Origin of the sequence: Sphingomonas sp. Leaf25 (assembly GCF_001421635.1) — a bacterium.
GTDB lineage: Bacteria > Pseudomonadota > Alphaproteobacteria > Sphingomonadales > Sphingomonadaceae > Sphingomonas.
In genome coordinates, this window is record NZ_LMKU01000007.1 from 39,547 (window position 1) to 56,492 (window position 16,946).

At 67.7% G+C, this 16,946-nt stretch carries 15 protein-coding genes; 9 read left to right on the forward strand and 6 right to left on the reverse strand.

What is annotated here, in order from left to right; genetic code table 11:
* Positions 1 to 640: AMIN domain-containing protein (locus tag ASE78_RS19380; RefSeq protein WP_321163079.1), on the reverse strand; the 640-nt coding region annotated here is incomplete at its 3' end.
* A gap of 484 nt (positions 641 to 1,124) precedes the next feature.
* On the opposite strand from ASE78_RS19380, the gene ASE78_RS03925 reads away from it, so the two are divergent.
* Positions 1,125 to 3,941, forward strand: coding sequence for an Rne/Rng family ribonuclease (locus ASE78_RS03925; protein WP_235514862.1), 2,817 nt, complete (start codon positions 1,125 to 1,127; stop codon positions 3,939 to 3,941).
* Positions 3,942 to 4,003: 62 nt separating this feature from the next.
* Here ASE78_RS03925 and ASE78_RS03930 read toward each other — a convergent pair whose 3' ends face one another.
* Both ASE78_RS03930 and ASE78_RS19385 read right to left on the reverse strand, forming a co-directional pair.
* Positions 4,004 to 5,362 (reverse strand): sensor histidine kinase, encoded by a 1,359-nt coding sequence (locus ASE78_RS03930; RefSeq protein ID WP_235514863.1) that lies wholly within the window; start codon positions 5,360 to 5,362, stop codon positions 4,004 to 4,006.
* A complete protein-coding gene (locus ASE78_RS19385; protein WP_235514864.1) occupies positions 5,359 to 5,631 on the reverse strand; it encodes a hypothetical protein in 273 nt (90 codons plus the stop codon). Before ASE78_RS19385 ends, ASE78_RS03930 begins: the two co-directional genes overlap by 4 nt.
* On the opposite strand from ASE78_RS19385, the gene ASE78_RS03935 reads away from it, so the two are divergent.
* Positions 5,630 to 6,139 (forward strand): MucR family transcriptional regulator, encoded by a 510-nt coding sequence (locus tag ASE78_RS03935; RefSeq protein WP_056493520.1) that lies wholly within the window; start codon positions 5,630 to 5,632, stop codon positions 6,137 to 6,139. The genes ASE78_RS19385 and ASE78_RS03935 overlap by 2 nt on opposite strands.
* A gap of 39 nt (positions 6,140 to 6,178) precedes the next feature.
* On the opposite strand, the gene ASE78_RS03940 is transcribed toward ASE78_RS03935, so the two are convergent.
* From ASE78_RS03940 to ASE78_RS03950, 3 genes are all read right to left on the reverse strand, one after another.
* Positions 6,179 to 7,282: an ATP phosphoribosyltransferase regulatory subunit gene (locus tag ASE78_RS03940; RefSeq protein ID WP_056493523.1), complete on the reverse strand. Its 1,104-nt coding sequence runs from the start codon at positions 7,280 to 7,282 to the stop codon at positions 6,179 to 6,181.
* Positions 7,283 to 7,392: 110 nt separating this feature from the next.
* On the reverse strand, positions 7,393 to 8,970 hold the full coding sequence (gene serA, locus ASE78_RS03945; RefSeq protein WP_055761980.1) for a phosphoglycerate dehydrogenase: 1,578 nt from the start codon (positions 8,968 to 8,970) through the stop codon (positions 7,393 to 7,395).
* A gap of 124 nt (positions 8,971 to 9,094) precedes the next feature.
* Positions 9,095 to 10,225: a phosphoserine transaminase gene (locus tag ASE78_RS03950; RefSeq protein WP_056493526.1), complete on the reverse strand. Its 1,131-nt coding sequence runs from the start codon at positions 10,223 to 10,225 to the stop codon at positions 9,095 to 9,097.
* Positions 10,226 to 10,417: 192 nt separating this feature from the next.
* Between ASE78_RS03950 and ASE78_RS03955 the strand changes: the two genes are divergently transcribed.
* The 7 genes from ASE78_RS03955 (at position 10,418) to ASE78_RS03985 (ending at position 16,653) form a co-directional block, all read left to right on the forward strand.
* Positions 10,418 to 10,849 (forward strand): response regulator, encoded by a 432-nt coding sequence (locus ASE78_RS03955; protein ID WP_055761986.1) that lies wholly within the window; start codon positions 10,418 to 10,420, stop codon positions 10,847 to 10,849.
* A gap of 77 nt (positions 10,850 to 10,926) precedes the next feature.
* On the forward strand, positions 10,927 to 12,285 hold the full coding sequence (locus tag ASE78_RS03960) for a M48 family metalloprotease (protein WP_056493531.1): 1,359 nt from the start codon (positions 10,927 to 10,929) through the stop codon (positions 12,283 to 12,285).
* Complete coding sequence (locus ASE78_RS03965; RefSeq protein WP_056493534.1) at positions 12,285 to 13,013, forward strand: DsbA family protein; 729 nt, start codon at positions 12,285 to 12,287, stop codon at positions 13,011 to 13,013. Before ASE78_RS03960 ends, ASE78_RS03965 begins: the two co-directional genes overlap by 1 nt.
* Entirely contained in the window at positions 13,010 to 14,107 is a 1,098-nt protein-coding gene (locus ASE78_RS03970) for a membrane dipeptidase (RefSeq protein ID WP_056493536.1), read from the forward strand. The genes ASE78_RS03965 and ASE78_RS03970 overlap by 4 nt, the downstream gene beginning before the upstream one ends.
* 55 nt (positions 14,108 to 14,162) lie before the next feature.
* Positions 14,163 to 15,098 (forward strand): ABC transporter ATP-binding protein, encoded by a 936-nt coding sequence (locus ASE78_RS03975; RefSeq protein WP_056493538.1) that lies wholly within the window; start codon positions 14,163 to 14,165, stop codon positions 15,096 to 15,098.
* Positions 15,095 to 15,862 (forward strand): ABC transporter permease, encoded by a 768-nt coding sequence (locus ASE78_RS03980; RefSeq protein ID WP_055762001.1) that lies wholly within the window; start codon positions 15,095 to 15,097, stop codon positions 15,860 to 15,862. Before ASE78_RS03975 ends, ASE78_RS03980 begins: the two co-directional genes overlap by 4 nt.
* A gap of 11 nt (positions 15,863 to 15,873) precedes the next feature.
* Positions 15,874 to 16,653 (forward strand): SDR family oxidoreductase, encoded by a 780-nt coding sequence (locus tag ASE78_RS03985; RefSeq protein ID WP_056493541.1) that lies wholly within the window; start codon positions 15,874 to 15,876, stop codon positions 16,651 to 16,653.
* Positions 16,654 to 16,946 lie beyond the last annotated feature (293 nt).

The window sequence follows — 16,946 nt, forward strand, 5'->3', positions numbered from 1 at the left end:
CGCGCGCGCCGCTGTGCGGCGAGATCGCGCCGGGATCATGCCCGCCATGCCCGGCATCGATCACCACCAGCGGCCGGTCGGCGTCGCCCTGCACACGCGGCAGCGCGATGCCGCCGCGCCGCGCCGGGACCGGCACCGATACCGTCGCGCGCCGGTCGACGATCATCGCCGCGCTCGATGACACCGGCACGCTTGCCGCCGCGACCAGTCCGGTGGAGAAACGCATCCGCCCCGCCGTCGTCGCGCGCAGGAACCGATCGGGGTCGACGCGACGCAGGTTGATCGTCAGCTTGCGGCCATGATCCGAAAACCGCCCGCCGGTGACGACCGCCGGTTCGGCGAGATCGAACACGATGCGCGCGCCATCGGCACCCCGCGCGCCCAGCCGCACTCCCGCCACCGGTCCACCGGTCGATCGACGGCCACCGGGCACCGCACCGTCGATGTCCACCGCGATCCGGTCCGGCCCGCCGAGCAGGAAGGCGGCGGCGGCCCCGACCTGTTCGTCGAAGCGCACGACGATCCGGTCGTCGGACACGCGGACATCCTCGACCGCGCGTGCCGCGGCGGGTGCGCCGCCGAACCAGATCGACAGCATGGCGAGCATCCATCCCATGCCCTCGCTATGCCGTGGGTTCACAAACCCGGTCCAGCCCAAAACCATGATATGGCACCTGCCCCGACTATCGATGGTGATGGTGTATCCCACGCTCCTTCAACCCCGGGTGAACCAGCCTGCTGAATCGGCTGTTAACCTTTTGTTCGGCTTTGCTACGCTACCGCAACGATCCCGCAGCGCTGTTGCCGAGCGGCAGGGGCGGTGCTACGCATTAACCCACGTCGGTCTGGCCTCATGGTTTTCACGATCCGACGCGGCACCCCGCCGCGATCCGCTGCGGGGGTATTTCAGGTTGACGCTCGCATGTGGCAAGTTCCGTCCCGCCCCGCCCGTGCCGCTTTTGCGGCCGGCGTTCGGGCGACGGTGATGTCCCGGGAACCCGGGTTGCCCATGCCAGCAGACGCATTTTCCATCAATCGCGCGCAGGCCGGCGGCACACGACGCCCCGCCATGCGCCATGGCGCGCCGACGCGGACTGCGGTTCCGCGCGCCCGGAGAGTATCACATGACCACGCGGATGCTGATCGACGCACGCCACCGGGAGGAAACCCGGGTCGCCGTCGTCAAGGGTAACCGGATCGAGGAATTCGATTTCGAATCGGCCGAGCGCAAGCAGCTCAAGGGCAATATCTATCTCGCCAAGGTGACGCGGGTCGAACCGTCGCTCCAGGCGGCGTTCGTCGATTACGGCGGCAACCGTCACGGCTTCCTCGCTTTCAGCGAAATCCACCCCGATTATTACCAGATCCCGAAGGAAGACCGCGACGCGCTGCTGGCCGAAGAGGCCGAGCATGCCGCCGAGGAAGCGGCGCTGCGCGCGGGCGAGCATGACGACGACGTCGATTACGACGATCACGATCACGACGACGATCACGAAGGTGGCGTCGAACTGGTCGAGCGCGACGAGGACGACGACGATCACGAAGGCGACGAGGAGGGCGACGCCCCCGCCGCCCCGCGTCCGCGCAAGAGCGGCGGCGACGATGCCGCGGTCGAGGCACTGCGTCAGCGCCGGCTGAACCTGCGCCGTCGCTACAAGATTCAGGACGTGATCCGCCGGCGGCAGGTGCTGCTGGTGCAGGTCGTGAAAGAAGAGCGCGGCAACAAGGGCGCGGCGCTGACCAGCTATCTGTCGCTCGCCGGGCGCTACTGCGTGCTGATGCCCAACACCGCGCACGGCGGCGGGATCAGCCGCAAGATCAGCTCGGCCGCCGATCGCAAGCGGCTGAAGTCGATCATGGCCGAAATGACGCTGCCCGCGTCGATGGGCTGCATCGTCCGCACCGCCGGCCTCCAGCGCTCGCGCCAGGAGATCAAGCGCGACTTCGATTATCTCGCCCGGCTGTGGGACGGTATCCGCGACCAGACGCTGACCTCGTCGGCACCGGCGCTGGTCTATGGTGACAGCGACCTCATCAAGCGCGCGATCCGCGACATCTACAACAAGGACATCGACGAAGTAATCGTCGAGGGCGAGGACGGCTTCCGCCACGCCAAGGACTATATGCGGCTGCTGATGCCCGCGCACGCGCGCCGGGTGAAGCAATATGCCGATGCCGTGCCGCTGTTCCAGCGGGCGCATGTCGAGGATCAGTTGGCCGCGATGTACAATCCGGTCGTGCAGCTCAAGTCGGGCGGCTATCTGGTCATCAACCCGACCGAAGCGTTGGTGTCGATCGACATCAACTCCGGCCGGTCGACCCGCGAACATAATATTGAACAGACCGCGACCGCGACCAACCTCGAAGCGGCGCAGGAAATCGCGCGCCAGTTGCGCCTGCGCGACATGGCCGGCCTCGTCGTGATCGACTTCATCGACATGGATCACGGCTCGAACGTCCGCAAGGTCGAGAAGGCGATGAAGGAGGCGTTGAAGAACGATCGCGCCCGCATCCAGGTCGGCCGCATCTCCGCCTTCGGGCTGATGGAAATGAGCCGCCAGCGACTGCGCACCGGCGTGCTGGAGGCATCGACCCGCCAGTGCCCGCATTGCGAGGGCACCGGGCTGGTCCGCACCGCGTCGTCGGCGGGCCTGTCGGCGCTGCGGCTCATCGAGGACGAGGCGGCGCGCGGGCGCGGCTCGGTCATCATGCTGCGCGCGAGCCAGGAAGCGGCCTTCTACGTGCTCAACAAGAAGCGCGCCGACATCGCCGAGGTCGAGGATCGCTATGGCGTGATCGTCGAGATCATCCCCGATGCCGAGATCGAGGGCGCGCGCATGGCGGTCGAGGCATCGGGCCCGCCGCCGGCGCATCCGCCGAAGATCGAGCCGCTGGTTGTCATCGACGACGAAGACGACGCCTATGACGAGGTCGAGGAAGAGGACGAAGTCGAAGCCGAGGACGAAGCGGTCGTCGAGGACGCGCCGCGTGCGCCGCGTAGCGACGATGGGGGCGAAGGCCGTGGCAAGCGCCGCCGCCGCCGGCGTGGTCGCCGCGGTCGCAACCGTGAGGAAGGCGAGGCCGAGGACAGCGAAGACGGTGCCGACGACGCCGAGCCGACCGACGAGGACGGTAGCGACGATGGCGAGGACGATGCTGTCGAGGAAACCGTCGAGGCGGACGCCGACACCAACGCTGCGGCTCCGGTCGAAGCCGGCGACGACAGCAACCGCCGCAAGCGGCGTCGGCGCGGTCGGCGTGGTGGCCGTCGCGGTGACGCTGCGTTCGATGCTGCCGATGGCGCGGTAGCGATCGCTGACCTGCCGACCGAGGACAGCGACGAGGGGGCGGAACCGGCCGCCATCGCCGCACCCGAGGCGGACGCCGAACCTGCCCCGCAGGCAGTGGTCGCAGCGCCGGAACCGGAAGCCGAACCGGCCCCGGCGCCCAAGCGGACCCGCCGCCGGCCAAGCGCCCGCGCCAAGGTCGAGACAACGACGGCCGAGACGCCCGCCGAGCCGGTGACGATTAAGGCAGGCGATGCCGCGCCGGTGGTGACGCCCGAACCGGCGGCACCGGTGGAAGTGGAAGCCGAGGCCGAACCCGCGCCGAAGCCCAAGCGCACCCGTCGTCGCAAGGCCGACGCCGAAGCGGTAGCCGAACCGGTGGTGGAAGCACCCCCCGCGCCGGCCACGCCCGAGGCGGACGCCGAACCCGCGCCGAAGAAGCGCCGGGCACCGCGTCGCAAGGCGGCAGCGCCGGCCGAACCGGCCGTGACCGAGGCCGACGTGCCCGCTGATGCAGCGCCTGCCGCCGCCCCGGTGGCAGCGGACGTGCCCGCCGCCGACTCCGAACCGGCGGAAGCGACTGACGATCCGTCGGAAGCGGGTGGCGACGCCAACGCGCCGCGTCGCGGCTGGTGGCAACGCACCTTCGGCTGATCGCCGGATTGAACGAAGGGGCGGCATCTCACGCGGGGTGCCGCCCCTTTTTTATGGACCGGTCAGCCGCGAACCAGTGCGCTGCCGGTAATTTCGATCCGCACTGCAAGCCCCTCGGCACGCCAGTCGCGGGTGATTGTCCCGCCCAGTTGCTGTTCGACGCTGAGCGCCGCCAGCCGGGTGCCGAAGCCTGTCGTACCGGGCGCACGATCGGCCGGCGGGCCGCCCGTCTCGCGCCAGTCGATCGTCAACCGGTCGTCCGTCCGCCCGATTTCGATCGTCACCCGCCCGTCCGGCACCGACAGGCTGCCATATTTGGCGGCGTTGGTCGCCAGTTCGTGGAACACCAGCGCGACCGGCGTCGCGCCGCGATCGTCGATCGGTGTGTCCTCACCCGCGATCCGCCACTGGCCGGCATCATAGGGCGACAGCAGTTCGGCCAGCACATGATGCAGCGTCGCATCGCCGATCGACGGGCGCGAGCGTTCGCTGTGCGGGCGCGCCAGATCATGCGCGACCCCCAGCGCGGCGATCCGCGCCGCCAGCACGTCGGCGAAGTCGCGCATCGCCGGCTCCCGCCGGGCCGACATGCGCAACAGGCCGGTGATGACCGCGAAGATATTCTTGATGCGATGGCTCAGTTCGCGGCTGAGAATCTCGTTCTGCTCGGCGGCGCGCTTGGCGGCGTCGATGTCGGTGCAGGTGCCGATCCAGCGGACGATCGCACCTTCGGCATCGCGCACCGGCACCGCCCGGCCCAGGACCCAGCGATAGGTGCCGCTATGGTGGCGCAGGCGATATTCGATCTCGTAATCGTTGCCGGTCGCAAGACTGTGCCGCCACCGCGCCCATGCCCGCTCCTGATCGTCGGGATGGAACATGCCGTTCCATCCTTCGCCATCGGTCGACCCGGCGGGAACGCCGGTAAAGCGATACCATTGCGCATTGTAGAAATCGTGATGGCCATCGGGCCGCGTCGCCCACACCATCTGCGGCATGGCGTTGGTCAGCGTGTCGAGTTCGGCCTGCGTTGCCGCGCGATCGGTTTCGGCGCGAAGACCCGCCTCGGCATCGAGCGCGATCCCGATCCACGCCCCCTGCGCTTGCGTGACCGTCAGCGGCCGAAGCGTCAGCGTCGCGCGATACGGTCCGTCACGGCCGATCAACGTGGCCGGAATGGTGAGCGGCGCGCGGTGCGCGGCGGCGTGCCATGCGGCGACAGTTTCGGCACGATCCGCTTCGATCAGGTGATCGATCCATGAACTTCCCTGCCATCGATCGCTGATCTTCTTGTCCCAACATGGGTTAACCCGGAGCAGTCGCCCGTCGAAATCGCTGACCCAGGCGGGAAGCGGAAGCGTGTCGACGATCTCGTGCCACAATGGATCGGCGTGGGTCGCGCCGGTGGAAACGCTGGTCATCGCCATGTCCGATGTTGGAGGATGCGGTCACGACCGCTTGATTTGCGGATCGGCCCCGTTCGATGGTCCGCCAGAACATCCGGGAACACTATCCGCATGCTTATCATCCGGTTATTGCGCAGCGACGATGGTAACATGGCGAACGGGCCGGCTGAATTTATCGTCGCCATATCCATCCGCCGGATGAATTGTTCGGGTAGATTCAAACAACGCCATTGACCCGTACCGGTTTGCAACGCATGCGGATGGGTATTGAAGGAGACTTTCATGGCAGACGACAATTCCGAACTGAACGCGATCGAGCTTGCGGCCGAACTGACTATTGCCTGGCTGAACAACAGCAACAACCGCGTCGCAGCAGAGGATGTTCCGGCCTTCCTGCAAACCATGCACTCGACCGTTCTCGGCCTCGCTTCGGGCGTGCCGGAAACCGAGGACGCGGTGCCGCAGCAGGATCATGTGGCGGCGGTGTCGGTGCGCAAGTCGCTGGCGTCGAAGGACCACATCATCTCGATGATCGACGGCAAGCCGTACAAGACGCTGCGCCGTCACCTTGCCGGCCACGGCCTGACGCCGGAAACCTATCGCGAGCGCTATGGCCTGCGCCCTGATTATCCGATGGTCGCCGAAACCTATTCGCAGAGCCGTCGCGACATGGCCAAGCGGATCGGCCTTGGCCGCAAGGCACGCACGGTCGATACGAACGAGGCTGGCGAAGGCGGTGCCGACGACGCCCCGCGCCGTCGTGGCCGCAAGCCCAAGACCGACGCGGAATAAGACCGGTTCGGGGCGGCCACCGCGCCGCCCCGTTCCCGTTCAATCGAGCGCGACGATGTCGTGCCCGCGCAGCAGGTGCGTACAGAGTTGCGCCTCGGGCGTATCGCCCGGGCTCAATGCCGCGACCGTCGCCCAGCCTTCGCTGCGCAGCCGGGCGGCGACCGCCGGATCGCTGTCTTGCGGCAGGAACAATCGCACCCGCTCGCGCTGGCCCAGCCCGGCATCGAGCAGCGCATCGGCATAGAGCGAGAAGCCGACCGCCGATTCCTCGGCACCATCGGCATGGCACACCGCATAGCTGCCGCCGCGTCCGACCTCGCCGAGCACGCCCTGCGCGAACAGCGAGAAGCCAAGCCACGTCTGATATTCGAAGCCGTGCCGTTCGGTCGGGTCGAGCGTCACCGCGATGTCCTCGCCCAGCGTCGCGACGATCTGCGCCACCGCATCGAGCCGCGAGGTCAGCCGCCCGGCCGGGTCCGACGCGCGCAACCGGTCGAGCGCGGTGGCGAACGGTCCCGCCGCCTCGACCAGCGGCAGATAGGCGGGGTCGATCGCCGCGACCCGCCCGGCATCCTTGGCGTCGAGCGCGGCGATCAGCTCGCCCCGCACCGCCGGCGTCAGGTCGCTCGCCAGCGTCGCCACCAGATCGGGCAGGGTGAAATCGATCGAGATACCGGTGACACCGGCGGCGCGCAGCGCCTCGACCGCGACGGTCACGATCTCGCTGGCGGCGGCGACCGTATCGAGCCCGAGCAGTTCCGCGCCGATCTGGCGCAGCGCGCGGCGCGGCGACAATTCGCTGGCGCGCAGTTTCAGCACCGGGCCGGCGTAGGACAGCCGCACCGGGCGCGGGTGATGGCCCATGCGCGTCGCGGCGATCCGCGCGACCTGCGCGGTCAGGTCGGGGCGGATGGCGAGCGTGCGCTGGCTGACCGGGTCGACGAAGCGCACCGCATCGGTGACGCGCGTGCCTTTCAACCGCCCGGCCAACCCCGCCTCGAATTCGGCGAGCGGTGGGTCGACCTGTTCATAGCCATAGCCGTGCGCGACCCCCAGCACCGCATGTTCGAACCGGCGCAGGCCGTCGGCGGCGGGGGGCAGGCGGTCGTGAAACCCTTCGGGCAGGAGGCCGGTGTCGTTCATGGCGCCCCCCTAGCGGGTGTGGGGCGAGCGGGGAAGCAAGCGTTGCTTGTCCCCGATGCAAACGGGCCGCCGGATCGCTCCGACGGCCCGTCGCATTCGTTCCGACTGGATCAGAACGCCAGCGGCATCGCCGTCTTGACGCCCGGCAGCGCGCGGACCTTGGCGATCAGCTCGGGCGTCACCGCATCGTCGAGCGACAGCAGGACGATCGCCTCACCACCCGCTTCGCGGCGGCCGAGGTGGAAGGTGCCGATGTTGACGCCCGCCTCACCCAGCGCGGTGCCGATACGGCCGATGAAGCCCGGCGCGTCCTCGTTGACCACATACAACATGTGGCCCGCCAGATCGGCCTCGACCTTGATGCCGAACAGCTCGACGAGGCGCGGCTGGGCGTTGCCGAACAACGTGCCCGCGACCGAGCGTTCGCCGGCTTCGGTCTTGAGGCTGACCCGGACCAGCGTGTGGTAATCGCCCTCGCGGTCGTTGCGGACCTCGCGCACCTCGATCCCGCGCTCTTTCGCGAGGAACGGGGCGTTGACCATGTTCACCGTGTCCGACTGGACGCGCAGGAACCCGGCGAGCACCGCGCCAACGACCGGCTTCTGGTTCAGCTCGGCGGCGGCGCCTTCGCTATGCACCGACACGCGCGCGATCGCGCCGGTGGTGAGCTGGCCCACGAGGCTACCCAGCTTTTCGGCCAGCGCCATGTATGGCTTCAACCGCGGCGCTTCCTCGGCCGACAGCGAGGGCATGTTGAGCGCGTTGGTGACGCCGCCCGACACGAGGTAATCGGCCATCTGCTCGGCGACCTGGATCGCGACATTGACCTGCGCCTCGCTGGTCGACGCGCCCAGATGCGGGGTCGAGATGAAGTTCGGCGTGTTGAACAACGGCGAATCCTTGGCCGGCTCGGTCTGGAACACGTCGAGCGCCGCCCCCCCGACCTGACCCGAATCGAGCGCGGCCTTGAGCGCCGCCTCGTCGATCAGCCCGCCGCGCGCGCAGTTGATGATCCGCACGCCCTTCTTGGTCTTGGCGAGATTCTCGGCCGACAGGATGCCCCGCGTCTGGTCGGTCAGCGGCGTGTGCAGCGTGATGAAATCGGCGCGGGCCAGCAACTGGTCCAGCTCGACCTTCTCGACACCGATTTCCATCGCGCGTTCGGGCGACAGGAACGGATCGAAGGCGATGACCTTCATCTTGAGGCCCTGCGCCCGGTCGGCGACGATCGAACCGATGTTGCCGGCACCGATCAGCCCCAGCGTCTTGGCGGTCAGCTCGACCCCCATGAAGCGGTTCTTCTCCCACTTGCCCGCCTGCGTCGAGGCATCGGCCTCGGGCAATTGCCGGGCAAGCGCGAACATCAGCGCGATGGCGTGTTCGGCGGTGGTGATCGAATTGCCGAACGGCGTATTCATCACGACGACACCGGCGGCCGAGGCGGCGGGAATGTCGACGTTGTCGACACCGATCCCGGCACGGCCGACGACCTTCAGGTTGGTCGCGGCGGACAAGATGTCCTTCGTCACCCTGGTCGAGCTGCGGATGGCGAGGCCGTCATAATTGCCGATGATCGCCTTGAGCTCTTCGGGCGTCTTGCCGGTGATCTCGTCCACCTCGACCCCGCGTTCGCGGAAGATCTGGGCGGCTTTCGGGTCCATCTTGTCGGAAATCAGAACTTTAGGCATCGATATTTCCTTCGGATACCAGCCGTCATTCCCGCGAAGGCGGGAATCCATAGCCGCTGACGTCGCGGCTCTTTCAACGGCGTTGCGTGTATGGATTCCCGCCTTCGCGGGAATGACGAATAAGTCAGGCGGCCTTTGCGGTCGCGTAGGCCCAGTCGAGCCACGGTCCGAGCGCCTCGACATCTGCGGTGTCGACGGTCGCGCCGCACCAGATGCGCAGGCCGGCCGGCGCATCGCGGTATCCCGCGACGTCATACGCCGCGCCTTCGGCTTCGAGCAGCGACGCCATCTTCTTGATGAGTGCCTCGTCGGCACCCTCGACGGTCAGGCAGACGCTGGTCTTCGACCGCGTCGCCGGATCGGCGGCGAGATGGCCAAGCCAGTCGCGCTCCTCGACAATCCTGTCTAGCGCGGCGGCATTGGCATCGCTGCGCGCGATCAGGCCACCCGTACCGAGCGACTTGCCCCATTCGAGGCTGAAGATCGCATCCTCGACCGCCAGCATCGACGGCGTGTTGATCGTCTCGCCCTTGAACACGCCTTCGGTCAGCTTGCCCTTCGACACCAGCCGGAAGACCTTGGGCAGCGGCCATGCCGGGGTATGGGTTTCGAGCCGTTCGACCGCGCGCGGGCCGAGGATCAGCACGCCATGCGCGCCCTCGCCGCCCAGCACCTTCTGCCACGAGAAGGTCGCGACGTCGATCTTGGCCCAGTCGATGTCATAGGCGAACACGCCGGAGGTCGCGTCGGCGAACGACAGCCCTTCGCGGTCGGCGGGAATGAAATCGGCGTTGGGAACGCGCACGCCGCTGGTGGTGCCGTTCCAGGTGAACAGCACGTCGCTGGTCCAGTCGATCGCCGACAGGTCGGGCAACTGGCCATAGTCGGCGCGCACGACGGTGGGGTCGATCTTCAACTGCTTGACCGCGTCCGTGACCCAGCCCTCGCCGAAGCTTTCCCACGCGAGCGCGGTGACGGGGCGTGCGCCCAGCATCGTCCACATCGCCATTTCGAACGCGCCGGTATCCGATCCGGGGACGATGCCGATGCGGTGGGTGTCGGGCAGGTCGAGCAGCTCGCGCATCAGGTCGATGCAATATTGCAGCCGCTGCTTGCCGATCTTGGAGCGGTGCGAGCGCCCGAGGCTCGCCGGGTTCAGTCGCTCGGCCGACCAGCCGGGCGGCTTGGCGCAGGGGCCGGACGAGAAATAGGGACGCGCGGGGGTCGTGGCCGGTTTCGGCAGCAGGTCGGTCATGTCAGTCTCTCCTCACAGAGAGCACGCGCTGCGTTGGGACAGCGTGGCCCGCCGAGGCCCCTAACGATGTTGCGCGGAGCCCGCAAGCCGCGATTGGATCGTGCGTGATGGTGCAAAAGGATGGTTGGCATAGTGGAACCGGTAGTAGCCTTGCTGCGTTGCGGCTAATCTGGATCAACTGGATTGCGCGCCATGACGATGCCTACCGTCCTGATCGTCGAAGACGAGATGCTGGTCGCGACCGATCTGGAAGCGTCGCTGGAAGAACTTGGCTATCGTCCGGTCGGCATTGCCGCCGACATGCCCAAGGCAGCGCAACTGGCACAGATGCGCCCCGATGTCGCGCTGGTCGATTGCAACCTGCGCGACGGGCTGACCGGTCCGCAGATTGGGCGGATGCTGGGCTGTACCTATGGCACCACCGTCATTTTCCTGACCGCCAATCCACGCCTGCTCGAAGGCGGCGTGGAGGGGACGCTCGGCGTCGTGTCCAAGCCGTGCGGATATGATTCGGTCGGCCAGATCGTCGAGTTCGCCGTGCGCGCACGCGCCGGCGATCGCAGCGCGCCGCCGATGGGCATGAAGCTGTTCGGCGCGACCGAACCGGTTGCCCTGCACGCTTAACGGCGCATTCAGCCGTCCGGGCGCATCGGCGGCGCGTATCCGTTGACCGGCCGGGAGCACCCGCCGATAAGGAAGCCATGACGCGCCTGCTCGGTGGCCTCGGAGCCGCTCTCCTCCTGTTCGCGCAACCCGCCGCCGCGCAGTCGATGCTGCGCGATGCCGAGACGGAGGCGCTGTTGAACGACATGGCACGCCCGATCGCGGTCGCCGCCGGACTCGATCCGCGCAACTTCAACGTCGTGCTGTTGCAGGACAAGTCGATCAACGCCTTCGTTGCCGGTGGCCAGACCGTCTATCTCCATTCGGGGCTGATCGACGCCGCCGACGACGCCAACGAGGTGCAGGGCGTCATCGCGCACGAGATCGGCCATATCGTCGGTGGGCACGTACCGCTCGCCGGGCGCGGCATGGCCCCGGCGACCGGCATCACCATCGTCAGCCTGCTGCTCGGCGTCGCGGCGATGGCGGCGGGCGCGGGCGAAGCGGGCGCGGGCATCCTCGCCGCCGGACAGCAGGCGGCGATGGGCAGCTACCTCTCGTTCAGCCGGACGCAGGAAAGCGCGGCCGACGCCGCCGGCAGCCGCTTCCTGCGCAATGCCGACGTGTCGGGCCAGGGGATGCTGGACTTCTTCAAGAAGCTTCAGAATATGGAATATCGCCTCGCGATCCCGCAGGACAACAGCTACCAGCGCACCCACCCGCTGACCGGCGAGCGCATCGCTAACCTGACCGGCGACGTCACCGCCTCGCCATCGTTCCGCAAGGCCACCGATCCCGCGCTCGAACTGCGCTTCAAGCGGGTGCAAGCCAAGCTGCGCGGCTATGTCAGCGATCCCAAGGATACGTTGCGCCGTTATCCCGCCAGCGACCAGAGCGTGATGGCGCATTACGCGCGCGCTTATGCCTATCACAAATCGGGCTACCCTGAGCAGGCGGCGGCCGAAACGCTGGCGCTGGTGAAGGCCCAGCCCGACGATCCCTATTTCCTCGAACTCGAAGGGCAGATCCTGCTCGAATCGGGCAAGCCCAGGGATGCACTGGCGGCGCTGCGCGAGGCGACCGAGCGGACCCGGTCGTCGCCGCTGATCGCCGCGACCTTCGGCCATGCGCTGATCGCGACCGAGGACCCCGCACTCCTGCCAGAAGCCGAACGGGTGTTGAAACAGGCGATCGCGCGCGACAGCCAGAACCCGCTGGCATGGTATCAGCTATCGATCCTCTACGAACGGCGCGGCGATCCGGCGCGGGTGGCGCTGGCGATGGCCGAATATGCGTCGCTGTCGGGCGACAACGGCATGGCGCTGGCAAGCGCCAGCCGCGCGCTGGCGCTGTTGCCACAAGGGTCGTCGGATTGGGTTCGGGCACAGGATATCCAGATGACGTCGCAGACCGCCGCGGAGGAAGAACGCCGCAACCGCCGCCGGAGTGGCCGTTGATGCGCGGCGCGATCGGACAGGGAATCATGATCCTCGTCGCCGCGCTGGCCGGGGCGGGCGGCGCGATCCTTGCGCAGCGGGGAACGGCCGGCCGTGCCGTGACCGAGACGGTGGTCCGCGACTATATCCTCGCCAATCCCGAAATCCTCCCCGAAGCCATGCGCCGGTTGCAGGCGAAGGAGGCGGGCAAGACGGTAGCGGCCAATCGCGCGGCGATCGTCGAGCCGTTCCCCGGCGCGATCGCGGGCAACCCCAACGGCGACGTCAGTGTCGTCGCCTATCTCGACTATGCCTGCGGCTTCTGCCGCGCCAGCCTGCCGGCGATCACCGGGCTGATCGCCAGCGATCCGAACGTCCGCATCGTCTATCGCGAACTGCCGATCCTGTCGCCCGACAGCCGCAGCGCGGCACAGATGGCGCTGGCCGCCGCGACGCAGGGCAGGTTCAAGCCGTTCCACGACGCGCTTTATGCCGCCGGAAGGGTCGATGCCGCATCGATCGCGCGCGCGGCGCAAGTCGCCGGGCTGGACCAGACTGCCGCGCGCACGACCGCGAACGGTGCGCAGGTGAGCGGCGAGATCGAGCGCAACCTCAAGACCGCGTCGCTGCTGGGCTTCACCGGCACGCCGTCATGGGTGGTCGGCGATCAGGTGCTCGGCGGCGCGCAGACGTTGCAGGGGCTCCAGGCGGCGGTGGCCGAGGCGCGCAAGGCGAAAACCGGGGCATGACCGGCTGGACGCGGCGCGCCACGCTCGCCGGCCTTGGTGCCGCGAGTGCGACACCACTGCTCGGCGCGACCGCCAAGGCGGGGCCGTTCGTCGATTCGCTCAGCTTCCTGCCCGACGATCTGGCCGACATCACCCGCGCCGGGCTTGGCGCGATGATCGCCGATGTGTCGGAAGTGGAGGAAATCCGCGATGCGGCGGGGACACCGCGCTATCTGCGCGGCTTCCGCGTCAACGACGCCGCGCTCGACAAGGCGGTGGCGCGGCTGGCCGATTCGCCACATGCCTATGTCGCGCTGAAAGGAAGCGACATCGGCAAGCGGCCGGGGTGCGCCACCTTCCTGCAATTCCAGTCGACCGAGACGGTCGGCGACGACCTGACCCGGATCGCGCGGTTTCATGCAAAGGGGCTGCGCGTCCTGCAATTCACCCACCACAACGACAACGCCTTCGCCGGCGGCGCGTTGCAGCGGGTGCAGAGCGGCCTCACCCCGCTCGGCCGGGCGGGGCTGGCCGAGATGAACCGGCTGCGCATCCTGCCCGATGTCAGCCACGGGTCGGACGCGACGATGCTGGAGGCGGCACGCGCCTCGACCACGCCGATCGCGCTCAGCCATGGCGCGGCGCGCGCGATCGTCGACCATCCGCGCTGCGCACCCGACAGCGTCATCCGCGCCATCGCCGATCGGGGCGGGGTGATGGGCGTGTTCATGATGAGCTTCTGGCTCACCCGTCGCGCGGTGCCGACCGTCGCCGACTATGTCGCGCAGGTCCGCCACGTCGCGAAGGTCGGCGGGATCGGCGCGGTCGGCGTCGCCAACGACTTCCCGATGGGTGGTCAGGCGAACCTGCTCAAACTGAACAACGACAATGCGCGCGGCATCGGCGAATATCTCGATTGGTGGCGAGCGATGCGCGCCGAGCGTATTCCCGGCTTCGACTGGACGCCCGCGCATGTCGTCATCCCCGCGCTCAACCGGATCGACCGGATGCAGCGGATCGCCGATGCGCTCGGGCAGGCAGGGTTTCGTGCGCGCGAGGTCGACATGGTGATGGGCGGTAACTGGCGGCGATTGCTGACCGACGTGCTGGGGTAGGAGTCGGACCCAAACGCCTTTCCCCCATAATCGAATCATGGGACAAGCCCGCCCCATGGACCCCATTCTTTCGATCCGCGGCGTCGCCAAAACCTATGCGTCGGGCACGGTCGCGCTGTCGCCGACCGATCTCGACATCGCACGGGGGGAAATATTCGCGCTGCTCGGCCCCAATGGCGCGGGCAAGACGACGCTCATCAGCATCATCTGCGGCATCGTGACCGCCAGCGAGGGCACGATCACCGCCGCCGGGTTCGACACGGTGCGCGACTATCGCGAGACGCGCACCCGGATCGGGCTGGTACCGCAGGAACTGCTGACCGATGCGTTCGAGACGGTGATGGCGACCGTCACCTTCTCGCGCCGGTTGTTCGGGCGGCATGGCGATCCGGGCTTCATCGAGAAGCTGCTGCGCGACCTGACGCTGTGGGACAAGCGCAATGCGAAGATGACCGAGCTGTCGGGCGGCATGAAACGCCGGGTGATGATCGCCAAGGCGCTCAGCCACGAACCCGACATCCTGTTCCTAGACGAGCCGACCGCCGGGGTCGACGTGGAGCTGCGCCGCGACATGTGGCGGCTGGTCCACGACCTGCGGGAACGCGGCGTCACCATCATCCTGACGACGCATTATATCGAGGAGGCCGAGGAGATGGCCGACCGCGTCGGGGTGATCGCCCGGGGCAAGCTGATCCTCGTCGACGAAAAGTCCGCGCTGATGCGCAAGCTGGGCAAGAAGACGCTGACGCTGACGCTCGCCGACCCGATCGAGCGAGTGCCCGACACGCTGTCGCACTGGCCGCTGACGCTGACCGACGGGGGGCATGTGCTGACCTTTTCGTTCGATGCCACCGCTGAGGACAATGGCGTCCGCGCGCTGCTGCGCGCCGTCGACGAGGCGGGTGTCGCGTGGAAGGACATCGCGACGAAACAGTCGAGCCTCGAGGATATTTTTGTCGGGCTGGTCCATGAGCAGGAGGGCCGGGCATGACGTTCAACTGGCACGGCGTGCTCGCCATTTATCGCTTCGAACTGGCGCGGTTCGGGCGCACGATCTGGACCTCGCTGCTGACGCCGGTCATCACCACGTCGCTGTATTTCGTGGTGTTCGGCACCGCGATCGGCAGCCGGATGAACGAGGTGTCCGGTGTCCCCTATGGCGCGTTCATCGTGCCGGGGCTGATGATGCTGACCATGCTGACCGAGAGCATCTTCAACGCCAGCTTCGGGATCTTCATGCCGAAATGGTCGGGGACGATCTACGAACTGCTCTCGGCGCCGGTCTCCACACTGGAGACGCTGGTCGGCTATGTCGGCGCGGCGGCGACCAAGTCGGTGATCGTCGCGCTGGTGATCTTCGCTACCGCGCATCTGTTCGTCGACGTGACGCTGGCGCATCCCCTGTGGGCCTTCGCCTATCTCCTCCTCGTCGCCGTGACCTTCTGCCTGTTCGGATTCATCCTCGGGCTATGGGCCAAGGGGTTCGAACAGTTGCAGGTGATCCCGCTGCTGGTGGTGACGCCGCTCACCTTCCTCGGCGGGGCATTTTATTCGATCGACATGCTGCCCGGCGTATGGCGGACGATCAGCCTGTTCAATCCGGTCGTCTATCTCATCAGCGGGTTCCGCTGGACCTTTTTCGGGACCGGCGACGTATCGGTCGCCGCCAGCCTTGGCGCGACACTCGGCTTCCTGTGCCTGTGCGTCGCGGTCATCACCATGATCTTCCGCACCGGATGGCGGCTCAAGAAATAAGGACGCAGCCCATGGACCTTGGAATTGCCGGCCGGACCGCGATCGTCTGCGCCTCCAGTGCCGGACTCGGCCGGGCGTGCGCGCTGGAACTGGCGCGCGCGGGCGTGCATGTCGTGGTCAACGGGCGCAATGCGGCGAAACTGGCTGCGACGGCGGCGGAGATCCGGGCCGAGACCGGCGTGACCGTGACCGAAGTCGTCGCCGATCTTTCGACCGAGGCCGGCCGCGCGGCGCTGCTCGCCGCCTGCCCCGCCCCCGACATCCTCGTCAACAACAACGGCGGACCGCCGGTCCGGCCCTATACCGAACTGGAGGCCGATGGCATCCGTGCCGGGCTGGAAGCGAATTTCGTGACTCCCGCGCTGTTGTTGCAGGCGGTGCTGCCCGGCATGATGACACGCGGCTTCGGCCGGGTGGTCAACATCACCTCGGGATCGGTCAAGATGCCGCTTCCCGGACTCGACCTGTCGAGCGGCGCGCGCGCCGGGCTGACCGGGTTCGTCGCGGGGATCGCAAGGGCGGTGGCAGGCGCGAACGTGACGATCAATGCGCTGCTCCCCGGATCGTTCGACACCGCCCGTATCGCATCGATGAGCGAGGCGGCGGCGGCGAAAAACGGCACAACGCCGGCCGAGGAAAAGGCGAAGCGGGCGGAGACGATCCCGGCGAAGCGGATCGGCGATCCGGCGGAATTCGGCGCGGCCTGCGCGTTCCTGTGTTCGGCGCAGGCGGGGTTCATCACCGGACAGAGCCTGTTGATCGATGGTGGGGCGTTTCCGGGGATTTTGTGACGGCCGGGGTCGGGCGGCGGCAGGAAGCAGGTTGGTTCACGCGAAGGCGCGGAGACGCGGAGACGCGGAGAAGAAGCAGAAGACGATTTTCGCGCAGAGGCGCAGAGGCGCAGAGAGGTTCCGGGTGGGACAACTGCGGTTCGTCCGGCGAAGCCTTTTCCTGCCGCTGCCGGAGATAGAACGCCGCTATCGCAGCAAGCGCTCCCTCTCCGCGCCTCCGCGCCTCTGCGCGAAAAAATTCTTCCCCGGATGAAGCCGGGCCATGCCTTGGCCACAAGCGGAACCCCTTCGCG

What these genes read in the sequence shown, in the direction of transcription:
- ASE78_RS03950 (WP_056493526.1), bottom strand. Translation starts at nt 10,225, where the DNA reads ATGACCGACCTGCTGCCGAAACCGGCCACGACCCCCGCGCGTCCCTAT.
- ASE78_RS03930 (WP_235514863.1), bottom strand. Translation starts at nt 5,362, where the DNA reads ATGACCAGCGTTTCCACCGGCGCGACCCACGCCGATCCATTGTGGCAC.
- ASE78_RS03940 (WP_056493523.1), bottom strand. Translation starts at nt 7,282, where the DNA reads ATGAACGACACCGGCCTCCTGCCCGAAGGGTTTCACGACCGCCTGCCC.
- ASE78_RS03960 (WP_056493531.1), top strand. Translation starts at nt 10,927, where the DNA reads ATGACGCGCCTGCTCGGTGGCCTCGGAGCCGCTCTCCTCCTGTTCGCG.
- ASE78_RS03925 (WP_235514862.1), top strand. Translation starts at nt 1,125, where the DNA reads ATGACCACGCGGATGCTGATCGACGCACGCCACCGGGAGGAAACCCGG.
- ASE78_RS03975 (WP_056493538.1), top strand. Translation starts at nt 14,163, where the DNA reads ATGGACCCCATTCTTTCGATCCGCGGCGTCGCCAAAACCTATGCGTCG.
- ASE78_RS03965 (WP_056493534.1), top strand. Translation starts at nt 12,285, where the DNA reads ATGCGCGGCGCGATCGGACAGGGAATCATGATCCTCGTCGCCGCGCTG.
- ASE78_RS03955 (WP_055761986.1), top strand. Translation starts at nt 10,418, where the DNA reads ATGACGATGCCTACCGTCCTGATCGTCGAAGACGAGATGCTGGTCGCG.
- ASE78_RS03935 (WP_056493520.1), top strand. Translation starts at nt 5,630, where the DNA reads ATGGCAGACGACAATTCCGAACTGAACGCGATCGAGCTTGCGGCCGAA.
- ASE78_RS03985 (WP_056493541.1), top strand. Translation starts at nt 15,874, where the DNA reads ATGGACCTTGGAATTGCCGGCCGGACCGCGATCGTCTGCGCCTCCAGT.
- ASE78_RS03980 (WP_055762001.1), top strand. Translation starts at nt 15,095, where the DNA reads ATGACGTTCAACTGGCACGGCGTGCTCGCCATTTATCGCTTCGAACTG.
- ASE78_RS19385 (WP_235514864.1), bottom strand. Translation starts at nt 5,631, where the DNA reads ATGAAAGTCTCCTTCAATACCCATCCGCATGCGTTGCAAACCGGTACG.
- serA (WP_055761980.1), bottom strand. Translation starts at nt 8,970, where the DNA reads ATGCCTAAAGTTCTGATTTCCGACAAGATGGACCCGAAAGCCGCCCAG.
- ASE78_RS03970 (WP_056493536.1), top strand. Translation starts at nt 13,010, where the DNA reads ATGACCGGCTGGACGCGGCGCGCCACGCTCGCCGGCCTTGGTGCCGCG.